Origin of the sequence: Methylobacterium sp. BE186 (assembly GCF_031457035.1) — a bacterium.
Classification (GTDB): domain Bacteria; phylum Pseudomonadota; class Alphaproteobacteria; order Rhizobiales; family Beijerinckiaceae; genus Methylobacterium; species Methylobacterium segetis.
The window spans coordinates 193,414-209,792 of sequence record NZ_JAVDVV010000002.1 but is presented as its reverse complement, the minus strand read 5'-3'; the positions used below and the strand labels follow the sequence as shown (position 1 = coordinate 209,792).

13 protein-coding genes are annotated in these 16,379 nt (G+C 71.6%); 5 read left to right on the top strand and 8 right to left on the bottom strand.

Translation table 11 applies throughout. The annotated features are described in order from the left end of the window. The first annotated feature begins 58 nt into the window (after nucleotides 1-58). Together J2X36_RS03085 and J2X36_RS03080 are read left to right on the top strand one after the other, a co-directional pair. Nucleotides 59-313, top strand: coding sequence for a ferredoxin (locus J2X36_RS03085; protein WP_310346045.1), 255 nt, complete (start codon nucleotides 59-61; stop codon nucleotides 311-313). Continuing rightward, nucleotides 310-1,605 carry an FAD/NAD(P)-binding oxidoreductase gene (locus tag J2X36_RS03080; protein WP_310346044.1) on the top strand — a complete coding sequence of 432 codons (1,296 nt, stop codon included), beginning with the start codon at nucleotides 310-312 and terminating at the stop codon, nucleotides 1,603-1,605. The genes J2X36_RS03085 and J2X36_RS03080 overlap by 4 nt, the downstream gene beginning before the upstream one ends. 5 nt (nucleotides 1,606-1,610) lie before the next feature. On the opposite strand, the gene J2X36_RS03075 is transcribed toward J2X36_RS03080, so the two are convergent. Then, a complete protein-coding gene (locus tag J2X36_RS03075) occupies nucleotides 1,611-2,009 on the bottom strand; it encodes an MAPEG family protein (protein WP_132251353.1) in 399 nt (132 codons plus the stop codon). Nucleotides 2,010-2,203: 194 nt separating this feature from the next. Here J2X36_RS03075 and J2X36_RS03070 point away from each other — a divergent pair, with 194 nt between their 5' ends. Together J2X36_RS03070 and J2X36_RS03065 are read left to right on the top strand one after the other, a co-directional pair. After that, nucleotides 2,204-3,601, top strand: coding sequence for a GntP family permease (locus J2X36_RS03070; protein ID WP_310346043.1), 1,398 nt, complete (start codon nucleotides 2,204-2,206; stop codon nucleotides 3,599-3,601). Between the two features lie 58 nt (nucleotides 3,602-3,659). Beyond that, nucleotides 3,660-4,901 (top strand): cytochrome P450, encoded by a 1,242-nt coding sequence (locus J2X36_RS03065; RefSeq protein ID WP_310346040.1) that lies wholly within the window; start codon nucleotides 3,660-3,662, stop codon nucleotides 4,899-4,901. Between the two features lie 135 nt (nucleotides 4,902-5,036). Here the strand turns inward: J2X36_RS03065 and J2X36_RS03060 are convergent, their stop codons facing one another. From J2X36_RS03060 to J2X36_RS03050, 3 genes are all read right to left on the bottom strand, one after another. Beyond that, entirely contained in the window at nucleotides 5,037-8,201 is a 3,165-nt protein-coding gene (locus J2X36_RS03060) for an efflux RND transporter permease subunit (protein ID WP_132251266.1), read from the bottom strand. A 79-nt stretch (nucleotides 8,202-8,280) separates the two neighbouring features. Continuing rightward, nucleotides 8,281-9,540 carry an efflux RND transporter periplasmic adaptor subunit gene (locus tag J2X36_RS03055; RefSeq protein WP_245516446.1) on the bottom strand — a complete coding sequence of 420 codons (1,260 nt, stop codon included), beginning with the start codon at nucleotides 9,538-9,540 and terminating at the stop codon, nucleotides 8,281-8,283. 333 nt (nucleotides 9,541-9,873) lie between these two features. Then, nucleotides 9,874-10,335, bottom strand: coding sequence for a hypothetical protein (locus tag J2X36_RS03050; RefSeq protein WP_310346035.1), 462 nt, complete (start codon nucleotides 10,333-10,335; stop codon nucleotides 9,874-9,876). Nucleotides 10,336-10,649: 314 nt separating this feature from the next. On the opposite strand from J2X36_RS03050, the gene J2X36_RS03045 reads away from it, so the two are divergent. Beyond that, complete coding sequence (locus tag J2X36_RS03045) at nucleotides 10,650-11,228, top strand: L,D-transpeptidase (protein WP_132251272.1); 579 nt, start codon at nucleotides 10,650-10,652, stop codon at nucleotides 11,226-11,228. A gap of 42 nt (nucleotides 11,229-11,270) precedes the next feature. On the opposite strand, the gene J2X36_RS03040 is transcribed toward J2X36_RS03045, so the two are convergent. The 4 genes from J2X36_RS03040 to J2X36_RS03025 form a co-directional block, all read right to left on the bottom strand. Continuing rightward, nucleotides 11,271-11,594 carry a hypothetical protein gene (locus tag J2X36_RS03040; RefSeq protein WP_310346027.1) on the bottom strand — a complete coding sequence of 108 codons (324 nt, stop codon included), beginning with the start codon at nucleotides 11,592-11,594 and terminating at the stop codon, nucleotides 11,271-11,273. Between the two features lie 240 nt (nucleotides 11,595-11,834). Next, on the bottom strand, nucleotides 11,835-12,476 hold the full coding sequence (locus tag J2X36_RS03035; protein WP_310346024.1) for a MarC family protein: 642 nt from the start codon (nucleotides 12,474-12,476) through the stop codon (nucleotides 11,835-11,837). An 85-nt stretch (nucleotides 12,477-12,561) separates the two neighbouring features. Further along, a complete protein-coding gene (locus tag J2X36_RS03030) occupies nucleotides 12,562-14,868 on the bottom strand; it encodes a TonB-dependent receptor (RefSeq protein ID WP_310346022.1) in 2,307 nt (768 codons plus the stop codon). Nucleotides 14,869-14,965: 97 nt separating this feature from the next. Next, a complete protein-coding gene (locus tag J2X36_RS03025; RefSeq protein ID WP_310346018.1) occupies nucleotides 14,966-16,342 on the bottom strand; it encodes a PepSY domain-containing protein in 1,377 nt (458 codons plus the stop codon). Between the last annotated feature and the right edge of the window lie 37 nt (nucleotides 16,343-16,379).

The window sequence follows — 16,379 nt, the reverse complement described above, 5'->3', positions numbered from 1 at the left end:
AGCGGCGCCGAATGGCACCTCGCGGGAACCGGGGCCGCGGCCGGAGCTTTCCGCATCCATGCCCGAGACCACTCCCGAACCGGCGCCCGGCCCGACCGCGAGCGCCCTGCGCGTCAGCGTCGACCTCAACCGCTGCCAAGCCTACGCCCAGTGCTGCTACGCGGCGCCGCGCCACTTCCGCATCGAGGGGCGCGAGGCCCTGTACTACGACCCCGCCCCCTCCACCGCGGACCGGGACGCGATCGAGCAGGCCCGCATCGCCTGCCCGGTCCAGGCGATCCACGTGGAGGACCCGGAGCGGAGCGCGCCATGACGGACGCGGCCTCGTCTGCGCACGCCGTCATGGTCGGCGCCTCGCTCGCGGGCCTGCGCGGGGCCGAGGCCCTGCGCCGGGCGGGCTTCGCCGGCCGGCTCACCATCGTCGGCGCCGAGCCGCACCCGCCCTACGACCGGCCTCCGCTCTCGAAGCACGTGCTCACCGGCGAGGTGCCGGCCGAGGCGACCCGCCTGCCGGGTCTCCTCGCCCTCGACGCCGAGTGGCGCCTCGGCTGCGCCGCGAGCGGGCTCGACCGGGCAAGCCGCACGCTGCGCCTCGCGGACGGGACCGAGCTTTCCTACGACCGGCTCCTCGTCGCCACCGGAACCCGGGCGCGGCCCTGGCCGAACCCGCACGAGGGGCGGCTCGGCGGCGTCCACACCATCCGCGACCGGGACGACGCGGCTTCGCTCCGCGCCGCCCTCGCGGCCCGGCCGCGGCGGGTCCTCATCATCGGCGGCGGATTCATCGGCTGCGAGGTGGCCTCGGCCTGCCGCAGCCTCGACCTGCCCGTCACCCTGGTCGAGCCCTCGCCGACGCCGCTCGCCCGGGTGCTCGGCACCCATCTCGGCAGCGTGGTGGGCGCGCTGCACGAATCCCGCGGCGTCGACCTGCGCAGCGGCGCCGAGGTCGAGTGGCTGGAGGATGACGGCGCGGGCCGCGTCGCGCGGGCGCATCTCGCGGGCGGCGGCAGCGTCGAGGCGGACATCGTGGTCGTAGCCCTCGGCGCCGTCCGCAACACCGACTGGCTCGCCGGCTCCGGCCTCAGCGCCGATCCGGGCGGCCTCGATTGCGACGAGCGGGGCTACGCCCTCGACGAGGCGGGGCGCCCGGACACGCGCATCGCCGCCGCGGGCGACGTCGCGCGCTTCCCGCACCCGCTCTACGACGGGCGCCGCGTCTCCCTGGAGCATTGGGGCCACGCGGTCGAGCAGGCCGAGCATGCCGGCCGCCTGCTCGCCGGGCACGAGGCGGCGGCGCCCTACGCCGCGCTGCCCACCTTCTGGTCGACGCAAGGGGGCATCAACATCAAGTCGGTCGGGCTGACGCAGGGCGCGGACGGCCTCGCGATCGTGCAGGGCTCCCCCGCCGAGGGCCGCTTCCTCGCGCTCTACGGGCGCGAGGGCCGCTGCATCGCGGCCGTCAGCGTCGATTGCGCCCGCTGGCTCCCGGCCTACGCCGCGATGATCGTGGCCCGCGCGCCCTTCCCGCCGATCCGGCAGGGGACGGACCAGCCCGGTCACCTGCCCGTCCTGCCGCCGGGCTTTCCGGAGAAGCCGCGGCGCTAGGCGCGTCAGGCCGTCCGCAGGAGCAGGGCGATCGCCGCCACCGCCGTCACCCCGAAGGTCGCGATGATGCCGCCGCCGCGGCAGGCGAACTGGCGGGGCGAGTTCTTCGGCGCCAGCATGCCGAACGGGTGCAGCAGGCGCGCGACGAGGAGCACGATGAGGAGGCCGCGCACCAGCGCGAGGCTCCCTCCCGAGGCTTCGAGGAGCGCGATCAGCAGAAGCGCGAAAGGCACGTACTCGGAGAAATTGCCCTGCGAGCGGATGCGCTTCTGCAGCGCGTTGTTGCCCCCGTCGCCGTGCAGCACGTCCGAGCCGAGGCGTCCCGCGACGACCCAGCCGGACAGCCCGACGAAGAGGAGGGCGAGCAGGGCGGCGTAGAAGGCGGTGATGGCCGGGAAGATCACGTCGGGCTCCGGGAAGGCGGTGCGGGAGACGGGCCGAGCGGCCCGCACGCCAACCGGCTCCACCCGCACCGCGTTCCCGCGCCGGCGCCTGACGTGCTCGTGAGGGGGCCGCGCGTCCTCGCCTCGGGCGCAAGCTGCGCCATGTTCAGGTTCGGGCGCGGCGCGGACCGGGCCCGAGCGGGGAATCCTGTCCGATGAACCTCGTGATCTGCCTCGCGGCCCTCGTCTTCCTGATGGCCATCGCCTACCGGGGCTTCAGCGTCATCCTGTTCGCCCCCGTGGCGGCGATGGGCGCGGTGCTCGTCACCGATCCGGCCGCGGTGCTGCCGATCTTCAGCGGCCTCTTCATGGAGAAGATGGTCGGCTTCCTGAAGCTGTACTTCCCCGTCTTCCTGCTCGGCGCCGTGTTCGGCAAGCTCGTGGAGATCTCGGGCTTTGCCCGCTCCATCGTCGGCGCGGTGACGGGGGTGCTCGGCAAGGGCCGCTCGATCATCGCGATCGTCCTCGTGGGCGCGATCCTCACCTATGGCGGCGTCTCGCTGTTCGTCGCGGTCTTCGCGGTCTACCCCTTCGCCGCCGAGCTCTTCCGCCAGAGCCGCATCCCGAAGCGCCTCATCCCCGGCACCATCGCGCTCGGCGCCTTCACCTTCACGATGGACACGCTGCCCGGCACGCCGCAGATCCAGAACATCATCCCCGCCTCCTTCTTCAAGACGGACGCCTACGCCGCCCCCTGGCTCGGGGTGATCGGCGCGATCTTCATCTTCGTGCTCGGCGTCGCCTATCTCGAGTGGCGCCGCCGCGCGGCCGCTGCGGCCGGCGAGGATTACGGCGAGGGCCACGCCAACGAGCCGGAGGCGCGCGACGACACGGCGCCCGTCCATCCGCTGATCGCGCTCCTGCCGCTCCTCATCGTCGGGATCGGCAACCGGCTGCTGCTCTCGGCGATCAACGCCTTCTACGGCGCGGAGGCCAAGGTCGCGCTCTCGCCCGAGATGGCGGCCAATCCGGTCACCGTGCAGGTGAAGACGGTCGCGGCGATCTGGGCGGTCGAGGGCGCGCTGATCCTCGGCATCCTGGCCACCGTCATCCTCGGCTTCCGCAACGTCCGCGCCCGCTTCTCGGAGGGCAGCAAGGCGGCCGTGGCGGGCTCGCTTCTCGCGGGCATGAACACCGCGACCGAGTACGGCTTCGGCGCCGTCATCGCGGCGCTGCCAGGCTTCAAGGCGATCTCGGACGCGCTCTCGGCGATCCCGAACCCACTCGTCAACGAGGCGGTCACGGTGACGGTGCTGGCCGGCGTCACGGGCTCGGCCTCCGGCGGCCTCTCGATCGCGCTCGGAGCGCTCGCCGACCGCTTCGTTCAGGCCGCTCAAGGCGCCGGCATCCCGCTCGAGGTGCTGCACCGGGTCGCCTCGATGGCGAGCGGGGGCATGGACACGCTGCCCCACAACGGCGCCGTGATCACGCTGCTCGCCGTCACCGGGCTGACGCACCGGCAATCCTACGGCGACATCTTCGCGATCACGCTGATCAAGACCGCTGCGGTGTTCTTCGTGATCGGCGTCTACTACGCCACCGGGATCGTTTGAGGCGGCTCGCCGGTTGACGCCCGCTCCCCGACTTTCCAGACAGGGTCTCGAGACAGGCATGGCCGACCCGACGCTCCTCGACCAGGTGAAGGATCAAAAGAACCGGGCGGACCCCTATCCGCTCTTCGCGCGCCTGCGCGAGAGCCCCGTCTCGCGCCAGCACGACGGCACCTACGTGGCCGCGACCCACGGCGCGATCGCCAGCCTTCTCGGCGACCCGCGCATCAGCTCCGAGACCCTGCCGCCCGCCGACCGGCCGCTGACCGGCAACCCGTTCACCGACTGGCTGGTGAAGCCGATCCGCGACCGCGTGACGGATGCCCACCGGCCCTTCATCTTCCGCGACCCGCCGGACCACGACCGCCTGCGCGGCTGCGTCATGCACCAGTTCAGCTATGAGCGCGTGCAGCGGATGCGCGCCCGCTCGGACAGGCTGGTCGCGGATCTTCTCGACAAGACATGCGGGGCGCGGGAGATCGATATCGTCGACGACCTCGCCTACCCGCTCCCCGTCACGGTGATCTGCGAGCTGTTCGGCATCCCGCGCGAGGACGAGCCGAGATTCCACGGCTGGGCGACGCAGCTCGCCACCGCGCTCGAACCCGACAGCCTGGAGGACGACGAGATCCGGGCGAAGAACAGCCGCTGCTTCGACGAGATCTCCGCCTACATGGCGGACCTGATCAAGGAGAAGCGCCGCCACCCGGGGGACGACATGCTCTCCGGCCTCGCCAACGAGGAGGCGCCGGGCGCGGGGCGGATGAACGATTACGACCTCATCGCCACCTCGATCCTGATGCTGGTGGCGGGCCACGAGACGACGGTGAACCTCATCACCAACGGCACGCTGGCGCTCCTGCGCCACCCCGAGGCGCTGGCGCGGCTCGGAGCCGAGCCGGCCTGGGCGCCCCACGTCGTCGAGGAGATGCTGCGCTACGACCCGCCCGTGCAGTTCCGGACGCGGAAGGCGCTCGCCGACATCGCGGTCGCCGGCACCACGATCCCGGAGGGCGCCGACGTCGTCCTGCTGCTCGCCTCCGGCAACCGGGACGAGGCCGTCTTCGCGGATCCGGACCGGTTTGACCCGGACCGCACCGGCACCCGCCATCTCGGCTTCGGCGGCAGCCTGCATTACTGCCTCGGCGCCCCGCTCGCCCGCTTCGAGACGGCGGCCGCGCTGACCGCGCTCGCCCGGCGCCTGAAGAACCCCCGCCTGATCGAGGACCCGCCGCCCTACCGGCCGGGCTCGGCGCTGCGCGGCCCGGAGCACCTCCGGCTGGCGATCGACGGGATCGCCTGAGGGGAGGGGCGCCCCCTCTCCCGTTCGGGAGAGGGTCTCGGTGAGGGGTGCGACCGCTCCGGATCGGGCGCACCCCTCGCCCGGTGCGCTGACGCGCTCTCGACCTCTCCCGGACGGGAGAGGTGAGGGCGCTCGTCACTCCGCCGGGACGCGGTGCGGCTCCGGCCCGTGGGCGGCCTCGGCCTCGGGCCGCGTCTCCGCATCGGCCGCCTTGCGCTTGAACAGCCGCATCACGACCACGAAGAAGACGGGCACGAAGAACACCGCGAGCACGGTCGCCGAGATCATGCCGCCCATCACGCCGGTGCCGATCGCCTGCTGGCTCTTCGAGGCGGCGCCCGTCGCGATGGCGAGCGGCACCACGCCGAAGATGAAGGCGAGCGAGGTCATCACGATCGGCCGGAAGCGCAGGGTCGCGGCCTCGATCGTCGCGTCGACGAGGCTCGTGCCGGGCTTCCAGAGATCCTTGGCGAATTCCACGATCAGGATCGCGTTCTTGGCGGACAGGCCGATGATCGTGATCAGCCCGATCTTGAAGTAGACGTCGTTCGGCATGCCGCGCAGGTACACCGCCGCCACCGCGCCGATCACCCCGAGCGGGATCACGAGCAGCACCGAGAACGGGATCGACCAGCTCTCGTAGAGCGCCGCGAGGCACAGGAACACGATCAGGACCGAGAGGGCCAGGAGCAGCGAGGCCTGGCTCCCCGCCTGCTTCTCCTGCAGCGACTGTCCGGTCCAGGTGAAGCCGAACCCCTTCGGCAATTGCGTCGCCAGCCGCTCCATCTCGGCGATCGCCTCGCCCGAGGTGTAGCCCGCCGCCGGCTCGCCCGTGATGCGCACCGACTGGTAGCCGTTGAAGCCGATGATCTGCGCCGGCCCGACGCTCCACTTGAGGTCGGCGAAGGAGGACATCGGCACCATGGTGCCCTGGCTGTTCTTCACCCCGTAATTCAGGAGGTCGGCGGCGTTGAGGCGCTGCAGGTCCTCCGACTGCACGATCACGCGCTGCATCTTGCCCCGGTTCGGGAAGTCGTTGACGTAGACCGAGCCGAGATTGACCTGGATCGTGTCGTTGATGGCGTCGAAGCCGACGCCGAGGGCCGCCGCCTTCTCGCGGTCGATCACGAGCTCGGCCTGCGGCGCGGGCGGCAGGCCCTCGACGTAGACCTTCTGCAGGATGGGGCTCTTCTTCGCGAGCGAGAGGAGTTGCTCCTGCGCCGCCATCAGGGCCGAGTAGCCCTTCTGGGCGCGGTCCTGCAGGCGGAAGGAGAAGCCCGACGCGTTGCCGAGATTGTCGATCGGCGGCGGCTCCAGCGCCTGGATCACCGCGTCCTTGTAGGAGCCCAGCGCCTTGTTGGTGCCCTCGACGAGCTTGGCCGCCGAGCTCTCCGCATTGCGCTCGGCCCAGGGCTTCAGGGTCACGAAGGCCTGGCTCGTCATCTGGCCCTGGCCGGAGAAGGAGAAGCCGTTGACGATCGTCACCGTGGCGACGCCGGGCTGCGCCATCAGGTGCTCCTCGACCGCCTTCACGGCGGCGAGCGTGCGGTTGAAGGAGGAGCCCGGCGGCGTCTGGATGTCGACCGTGAAGAAGCCCTGGTCCTCCACCGGCAGGAAGCCCTCGGGCAGGCGCACGAAGGCGTAGGCCACGCCCATCACGAGCGCGAGGTAGACGAGCATCACCCGGCCGGACTTGGCGATGAGGGCGGAGACGCCGCGGCCGTAGCGCGCCGTCTCGCGGTCCACCATCCGGTTGAACCAGCCGAACACGCCGCCCTTGGAATGGCCGTGGCCCTTCTCGATCGGCTTCAGGAGCGTGGCGCAGAGCGCCGGCGTCAGCGAGAGCGCGAGGAAGGCCGAGAAGGCGATCGAGGTCACCATCGCGATCGAGAACTGGCGGTAGATGATGCCGACCGAGCCGGGGAAGAACGCCATCGGGATGAACACGGCGATCAGCACCAGCGTGATGCCGATGATGGCGCCCGTGATCTGGCCCATCGCCTTCCGGGTCGCCTCCTTCGGGGGCAGCCCCTCCTCGTTCATGATGCGCTCGACGTTCTCGACGACGACGATCGCGTCGTCGACGAGGATGCCGATGGCGAGCACCATGCCGAACATGGTGAGCACGTTCACGGAGAAGCCCGCGAGCAGCATCACCGTGCAGGTGCCGAGCAGCGCGATCGGCACCACGATCGTCGGGATCAGCGTGTAGCGGATGTTCTGGAGGAACAGGAACATCACCACGAAGACGAGCACCACGGCCTCGATCAGGGTGTGCAGCACCTTCTCGATCGAGGCCTCGACGGCCGGGGTGATGTCGTAGGGGATGTCCCACTTCAGGTTGTCGGGGAAGAACTGGGACAATTCCTCCATCTTGGCGCGGATCGCCTTGGCCGTCTGGAGCGCGTTGCCGTCGGGCGCGAGCGTCACCGAGATGCCGGCCGCCTCGCCGCCGTTGAGCCGCGTCGTGAACTTGTAATCCTCGCCGCCGAGCTCGATCCGGGCGATGTCGCGCAGCCGCACGTTCGAGCCGTCGGGGTTGGCCCGCAGCACGATCGCGCCGAACGCCTCGGGCTCGGTCATCTGGCCCTTCACGACGATCGGGAAGTTCATCGCGCTCGTGGACGGGCTCGGCTGCGCGCCGACCGCGCCGGAGGCGATCTGCACGTTCTGGTTCTGGATCGCCTTCGTCACGTCGGACGGGTTGAGGGAGAGGCCGCGCAGCTTGTCGGGGTCGATCCAGACGCGAAGGCTGCGCTCGGTCGAGTAGAGGGTGGCCCGGCCGACGCCGGGGATGCGGCGGATCTCGTTGATGACGTTGCGGATCAGGAAGTCGCCGAGGCCGACCTCGTCCATCGAGCCGTCGGTGGAGACGAGCGTGATGATGTTCAGCGTCGCGGCCGAAGCCTCCTCGACCAGGATGCCCTGCTGGCGCACCTCGGCGGGAAGCCGCGCCTCGACGCGCTTCAGGCGATTCTGCACCTCGACGCCGGCATAGCCCGGATCCGTGCCCGGCTCGAAATTCGCCGTGATCTCGACGACGCCGAAGGAATCGGAGGCCGATTCGAAGCTCTGGATGTTGGCCGCGCCGTTCAGCTCGTCCTCGATGAGGCGCGTCGTGCCCGTGTAGAGATTCTCGACGGACGCGCCCGGATAGGCGGTCGAGAGCGCGATCGAGGGCGGCGCGATGATCGGGTACTGCGCCACCGGCAATTGCGGGATGGCGAGGGCGCCACCCAGGCAGATGAACAGGGCGACGACCCAGGCGAAGATCGGCCGGTCGATGAAGAAGCGAGCCATACGGAATTCTGGACCCTGAGAGGACACGCCGCCGCGCGGGCCATGCGGCCGCGCGGCGGGATGGTGTCGGGCTGCGCGGTCAGCGGACCTGCGCGGCGGGCTGCGCGGGGGCGGCGACGTCCGCCTCGTCGGCGTCGCGGGGCTTCAGCTCGGCTTGGTCGGCGGGCGGGCTGACGTCGACCGGCTTCACCTGCATGCCGGCATTGATCTTCTGGAAGCCAGCGGTCACGACCCGCTCGCCGGGCTTCAGCCCGTCGCGGATCAGCCAGTTCTGGCCGACCACGGGGCCGACCTCGACGGGCTGGAGCATGACCTTGTCCTCGGCCTTCACCACCCAGACCTCGGCCTTGCCGTCGTTGGTGCGCTGGATCGCCTGCTGCGGGACCGCGATCGCGTCCGAGTCGATGCCCTGCTTGATGCGGGCGCGGACATACATGCCGGGGAAGAGCTCGTCGTGCGGGTTCGGGAACTGCACGCGCAGCGTCACCTGGCCGGTGCTCGGGTCGGCGGTCACGTCCGAGAACAGGAGCCGGCCGGCGAGCGGATAGAGGGCGCCGTCGTCCATGATGAGATGGACGTTGGCCGCGTCCTTCTCCAGCCGCGAGAGCTCGCCGCTGGCGAGATCCCGGCGCAGCTTGTTCAATTCGCCCACCGACTGGGTGATGTCGACGTAGATCGGGTCGAGCTGCTGGATCGTGGCGAGCACCCCCGTGGTGCCCTGCTCGATCAGCGTGCCCTCGGTCAGCAGCGCCCGGCCGATCCGTCCCGAGATCGGCGCGCGCACGTCTGTCCAGCTGAGGTTGAGCCGCGCCCGGTCCCGCGTCGCCTTGGCGCCCGCCACCTCGGCCTCGGCCTGCTTCCGGGCGGCGAAGGCGGTGTCGTACTGGGCCTGGCTCGCCGTCTGCTTGGTGAGCAGGGTCTCGAGGCGCTCGGCCTGCTGGATGGTGAGCGTGAGCGCCGCCTCCTGCCGGGCCAGAGCCGCCTCGGCGCTGGCGAGCTCGACCTCGTAGGGCGCCGGGTCGATCTTGTAGAGGATGTCGCCCTCCTTGACCTGGCTGCCCTGCTCGAACAGCCGCTTCACCACGAGGCCGGAGACGCGGGAGCGCACCTCGGCCACCCGCACCGGGGCGACGCGGCCGGGCAGGTCCCGGACGTAGGGGATCGGCTGCGGCGCCACGGTGACGACGCTGACCTCCGGCGGGGGGAGGGGGACGGGAGCGGCCGCCTGCTGCTTCTGGTTGCAGGCGGAGAGGGCGACCAGCACGGCGCCGGCGACGAGCGAGGCCGGCAAGCTCGGCACGGTCCGCGCGCGGCGGACGGGTCGGGGGGAAGACGTCACGATCAACTCGCTCCTGAGACACGGTGCGCGGTCTCGGCCGCGACGGCGCGTTCGCGCTCTGACGGCCGGCACGGCTCGAACGGGCCACGCCCGGACCGCCCGTGGCGACGGGCTGCGTGCGGCGTGGCAAGCGCCGGGCCAGCGGCAGGATGGGACCCGGCGGTGAGGATGCAGGATGGTGCCGCATCGGGCGCGCGGCCGCGCTGAGGGCGGTCCGACTCGCGCCGGAGGCGAGTGTACGCCGGTCGCTCCGGGCGATCCAACGGCGGGCGCTCGCGGGCCGCCCCGTCCGATCTCACGTCCCCGTGAGACCCCGTGGGAGCCCGGCCCCGATCAGGCGGATTTCGGAGGCCGATCGAGAAGCGAGGCCGCCGCCGGGGGCAGGGCCGGGGAGGTCCGCGGCGGGTAGGATGCGGCGGGCGACAGGCGCTCCACCACGACCGCGTCCGGAACGAGCCGGCGGTCGTCGCTCGGCGGGTCGTCGGCATCTGCGGAGGAGAGGATCGTGAGGACGTGCCGGTCGGGCGTCCCGACATGGCGCTTGGCGCCGGGGGCTGCCGGCGCCGTGCTGAGCGCGGCGACCGCCTCGGTGCGGGGCATCAGGCCGGCGTAGCGATCGTCGGGCAGGCCGGCCAGGACGACGATGAGCACCGCGAGGAGGGCCGCGAGCAGGCCCATCCGCCCCGACCGGGGGGTGCCGGTCGCGCGGGTGCGGGCCGCCTTCCGGCGCTGCCTGTCGTTCGCGGTTTGAGACATCACGGGGCGGACATAGGGGCAGATGAGGTTGCGCCGCAATCACCTGCGACAACCTGTCAGGCTTAGCCGGGGAACCGTTCGAGCCCGGAAAATCCGTTCTTTTCCCAGGCCCGCCGGAATCTTAACCCTGCTCCCGGCCCAATCGATTCGGCGTGGACTTTCTCCTCCGCGCGCCCTGTCAAGACCGGCGTTGCCCAATTCCCACAGCTTCCGGTCGGTCCACCCGGCACCGCTTGACCGGCCCCGCCGCCCCGGCCAAGCCTCGCGTGCAGAGTCGGACTGCGCGCAACCGGACCGAGCCGTGCTCCCGCCGGTCACCCCGCGCCGGCCGTCGTCGCAGAAGGACACGACCCATGACGAGGCGCCGCGCCGCCGCTTTCCTCATCGCCAGCGCCCTCGCGGCCGGCGCCGTGACGCTCGCGCCCCGGGGCGCCCAGGCCGGACCGTTCGACAGCGGGCCGCTCGCCGACTTCATGAACATCTTCCGGACGCAGGCCATCCCGCGCGAGACGGTGGCGTGGTCGGGGCCTGAGAAGGCCGGCACGGTCGTGGTCTCCACGAGCCAGCGCCGGCTCTACTACGTGCTCGGGCGCGGCGCGGCGATCCGCTACGGCGTCGGCGTCGGCCGCCAGGGCTTCTCGTGGTCGGGCACCAAGACCGTGACCATGAAGAAGGAATGGCCGGATTGGCGCCCCCCGGCCCAGATGCTCGCCCGCCGGCCGGACCTGCCCCGCTACATGGCCGGCGGCCAGGACAACCCGCTCGGCGCCCGCGCCATGTATCTCGGCTCGTCCCTCTACCGCATCCACGGCTCGAACGAGCCCGAGACGATGGGCGCGGCGGTCTCCTCCGGCTGCATCCGGATGACGAACAAGGACGTCGTCGACCTCTACGATCGCGTCAAGGTCGGCACGAAGGTGATCGTGCGCTGACGAATCCCCGGCCCGGCGAGGGCGTCCCCGTCCGGGCCGCCCTCACCGTTCGGTTAGCACCACCTCCAGGGCGCGCTCGCCGCGCCAGACCACCGTGCAGGGGCGCGGGGTGAATTCGGGCCCCAGGCCGAGGCTGAACCGGTCGGGGAGGCTTCTGGCGAGCGCGATCGAGATGAAGGCGCGGTCCCGGTTGGTGAGGACGGCCTTGCACCCGAGCGGGCGCGGCCAGAACTTGAGATTGATCCGCGCCTCGATCGGCGGCATCCGCACGATCTCGTCCGTCGATGACGTCGGGGCGGAAGGCAATTCGGTCGGCCAGTTGGTCGGCAATTCGGTCGGCATGTCGCTCGGCAATTCGGTCGGCATGTCGCTCGGCTCGTTTACCTGGGGTTGCGTGAGACTGGCGAGCCGGCGGTAACCCGTTTCCTGCCGGGATCGCTCGAATGTGACGCATCGGCCGGGAAGCATTTTCTCAGGGGCGGAAGGAACCGGGCGGAAGGAACCGGGCGCCCGCCATCGACGGAGCGACACGGATCTCCGGTCCGCGCGAGGGCGCCGCGCCGGATCGGGAAGCGGGCGCGTTGCGCGGGGGTGGCGGAGCCTGTCCTAGCGGGCGAGCCCCGGGAACAGCGCCTGCAGGCTCGCCACCATCATCTCCATCGCGACCGCGGCGAGGATCATCCCCATGAGCCGGCGGGTGATGGCGGTGGCGTTCGGGGTCAGGTGGCGCCCGACGAAGGGCGCCGAGAGCAGCGCCGCGGTCAGCAGCGCGAGGAACGCCCCGAGGCCCGCCGCGAGTTCGGCGATCCGGCCCTGCGCGCGCGCCGTCTGCGCGAACACGATCAGGGTCGCGATCGTGCCCGGGCCGACGAGGAGCGGCACCGTGAGGGGATAGAGGGCGACGCTCGCCGGATCGAGGTCCTCCGCCGTCTCGTGCGGCGTGGCGGCGTGGGCGTGGCTCGCCGTGCCCTGCAGCATCGAGAGCGCGATGAGGAGGACGAGCAGGCCGCCCGCCAACCGGAAATGATCGACGTCGATCCCGAACAGGTCGAGGATCGGCCGGCCGGCCAGGACCGCGATCAGGCAGCCCGTCGCGGTCCCGATGGCGGCCAGGACCGCCACCCGCCGCTGGGCCTGCGCCGACGCCCCCTCGGTGAGCGACAGGAACACGGGCACGTTCGCGATTGGGTTCATGATCGCGAAGAGCGCGGCGAAGACCTTGGTCACGAAGGCGAGATCGAACCCCATCGCTGCCCGTCCCCCTGCCGATCGGATCGGCTCCCGCCGCGCTCGGGCCGGCGGCGTGCCACGGTAAACCTCGCATGGCGGGCGGTCAGAACGACAGCCTCATCCCGCCGACGACGTTGCGCGGCGCGCCCGCGAACACGGACCCGTTGGTGTTGGCGAGCACGGCGGCGCCGTTCTGCAGGCCGGTCGCGGCGCTGATCGAGTTCGCGAGGTTCTGCGCCGAGGCCACGTAGGTCCGGTCGAAGAGGTTGCGCACCTCGACGAACAGGTTCAGCCGCTTCGCGTAGCCGACGAGATCCGTGGCGTAGTGCAGGTTCAGGTTGACGAGGCTGTAGCCCGGCGCCCGCAGCAGGTTGGCGTTGTCGATGAAGAAATCGTCCTGGAACACCGTCTCAACATAGGCGCCGAGCCCGGCGAGCGGGCCGGTCGTGTGCTCGTAGCCGACCCGGGCGAGGAGCTGGTTGGCCGGCACGCCGGGGATGCGGTTGCCGGCCCGGTCGAAGCGGGCGGTGCGGGCGCCCGCGCTCAATTGCTCGACGTAGCGCGTGTAGAGCTGGTCGTCGTAGGTGTAGGCGGCGGTCGCGCTCCAGCCCGGCGCGAAGGCCCAGGTCGCCCCGACCTCGACGCCGCGGTGCTCGGAGGCCGGCGCGTTGAAGGTGAAGTTGAGAAGGCCCGCACCGGGCGACTGGGTGATCAGCTCGTTGCGGAAGAACTCGTAGAACCCCGTCACGCTGAGGCGGAGGGTCTCGGTCGGCGTCCAGTCGACGCCGAGGTCGAAGCCGAGATTCTCCTGCGTCCTCAATTGCAGGTTGCTGCCCGGCACGCCCGCCGGCGTGACGAACAGGTTGGCCGCGGACGGTGTGCTGTAGCCCGTCGCAACCCTTCCCCGGATCTGCCACGCCTCGCTCGGCCGGTAGAGCAGGGCGAGTTCCGGCGCGACGTTGAGGAAGCTCCGGTCCACGTCGGCGATCGCCCGCGTCGAGCCGGCCGCGCTGTAGGTGAAGGTCGTGTTGCGTCCCGTGATGGTCGTGGTCTCGGCGCTGATCCCGGCCACGGCGATGACGCGGTCGCTCAGCTGCACCTCGGCTCGGGCGCGGCCGCCGAGATTGGCCTGCACCGTGTCTTGGTCGGCGATCAGGGCGCCGAGCGCCGGCCCTGCCCCGAGCACCCGGTTGTAGGTCCGGCTGAGACTGTCGAGCGTGTTGTAGGCGAGCGCCACGTAGCCGGTGGCGGGCAGGCCGAACAGGTCGCCCCGGCGGGTCACGTCGGTGAGGAAGTTGAACCCCGGGAAGTCGCCGCGCGTGGACGTGGTGTAGAAGGGCTGGTTGATGTTGCGGTCGTCGAAGACGAGCTGCGTGCGCCAGGTCGTGAAGGCGTCGAGGTCGTGCTCCCAGCGCGCGCCGACGAGGGTGCGGCGATCATCGCGCAGGAAGGCGCCCTGGTCGGCCGTCACCGGCACCGTGGCGCCGAAGCGGCCATTCGCCAGCAGGTTGAAGGTGGTGCAGCCCGGTGCCGCATTGGCCGCCGTGAGGCAGCCGCGCTGGAAGGGGTTGACGGCGAACTGGTTGAGCGAGGTCCGGCCCGGCAGCAGCGTGAAGAGCGTGTTGTTGATGATCTTCAGGGTGAAGCGGTTGTCGGGCGTCGGCGTGTAGGTGCCGAGGAAGTTGACGGTCTGCGTGTCGAAGGAATTGTGGCTGATGAAGCCGTTGCCGCGCGTGTCGCTGGCGAACAGGCTGTACTCGAACGGGCCGCTCACCCCGCCGATCGTGGTGTAGGTGTTGAGGTAGCCGAAGCTGCCGGCATCGACGCCGGCCTCGATGCCGTTGATCTCGGCGCCCCGCCGCGTGACGAAGTTCAGGGCGCCGCCGGTCGCGAAATTGCCGAAGAAGGGCGATTGCGGCCCGCGGAACACGTCGATGCGGTTGTAGGCGCGCGGGTCGGTCAGGTCGAAGCGCGAGGAGCCGTCCGCCTGCGTGACGGGGAAGCCGTCCTCCAGCACCACCATGTTGCGGGAGACGCCGGTCGCGCGGGCGTTGTTGCCGCGGATCGAGACGACGACGTCGCGGGGGCCGTTGCCCTGGCGCACGGTCACGCCGGGGCTGTTGCGCAGGATGTCGGCCACGGTCGTCGCCGCGCGGTTGTCGATCACGCCCTCGCGCCCGATGCTGGTGACGACCTCGCCCACGGGCCTGTCGAGGGGCGTCGGGGCCGCGGCGCGAAGGGGCGTGCCGGCGGCCGGGCCCGGGCCGCGGCCGTCGCCGGCGACGGACAGCTCCTCCAGGGTGACGGTCTCGCCGGCATTCTGGGCCTGGGCCGCGGAGAGGGCGAGGGGGCCGGCGGCGAGGAGGGCCAGCGGGGGGGTGGCGAGGATCCGGCGACGAAGCGAGGGCATCGGGAGGGCTCATCGAGGGAGTGCGGCCGCGCGGGGCTGCAGCGGCCAGGGCTGTCGGGGATCGGCGATCGCGGGCGCGCGGGACGCGGCCCGCGCGTCAACCGGCAAGGCGGGCGCGCAGGGCCTGCACGCCGAGGTCGGCGAGGAGCATGGCGAGGATGACGAGCCCCGTGAGCGGGAACAGCGCGCCGAGGCCGAGGACGAGCCCCGTCACGGTCGCCGCGACGCGCCGGTCGCGCGGCCAGGGCGGCACGCCGAGGCGCCCGGCCGGGCGGCGCTTCCACCACATCACCGCGGCCGTGACGGCGAGGAGCAGCGTGGCGAGGCAGAAGGCCAGCATCGCGAACTGGTTGGCGCGGCCCCAATGCTCGCCCTTGTGGATGCCGATCCCGTACTGGATCGCCCGCGCGACGCCGCCGAGATCGCCGAACCGCACGTCGACGAGCGGCCGGCCGGTATACTGGTCGAGGGAGATCATCCGCTGGCGGGTGACGTCGTGCGGGTAGGCGGCCGCCGCGAACACGCCCCGGTCGCCCACCGGCAGCGACACCTCGAAGCCGCGCTGCATCCCGAGCTCCCTGAGGATCGCCACGGCCCGGCCGAGGCCGATGGCGGGGGCCGCCGAGGGCTCCGAGGCCGGGACGGGCGCGTCCTGCATCGCCCATCCGGCCGTCGTCAGCATCTCCCGCATCGGCAGGTCCGAGACGGCCTTGTGCGCCCAGAGGGCGCGGGGCTGGCCGAGGCCCGCCTCGTTCGACCACGTGCGCAGCTGCTGCCCCCACCAGATCGACCAGGGCAGGCCGGTGGCGGCGAGGAACAGGAGGCCGGCCCCGGCGACGAAGCCCGTGACCGCGTGGAGATCGCGCCACCAGACCCGCCGGCGCGGCGTCTGCCGGAGCGTGACGACCCCCCCGCTCTGCCGGCGCGGCCACCACAGGTAGGTGCCGGTCACGACGAGGATGATGGCGAAGCCCGCCGCGACCTCGATCAGGCCGTTCGCGACCGGCCCGAAATAGGCGAGGCTGTGCAGCCGGCGCACAACCGTCAGGGCCTCGTCGTCGCGCGGGACGCGGTCCAGCACGTGGCCCGTGTAGGGATCGAGATAGACGAGGGTCTTGCTGGCGCCCTCGGCCATCGTCACCACCGCCGCGCCCGCCGCATCGGCGGGGTCGGTCAGGGTGACCGGCGTCGCGCCCGGCACGGCCTCGGAGGCGTTGAAGAGCAGCCGGTCCGGGCTGAGGGGCGCGGTCGCCCGCGGCGCCACGATCGTCCGGTGGGCGAACAGGGTGGCGTTGAACTCGTCCTTGAACAGGTAGAGCGAGCCGGTGACCGAGAGCAGGATCAGGAACGGCAGGCAGAGCAGCCCAGCGTAGAAGTGCCAGCGCCAGACGGCGCGGTAGACCGCGTCGCCCGACGGGCGCGCGGCGGAGACGGCCTGGAACGCGAGAGCGTCGCCGTCGAGGGAGCGTGACATGGGAGGGGTCCGGGTCTGAGCGATCGGGAGGGCTGAT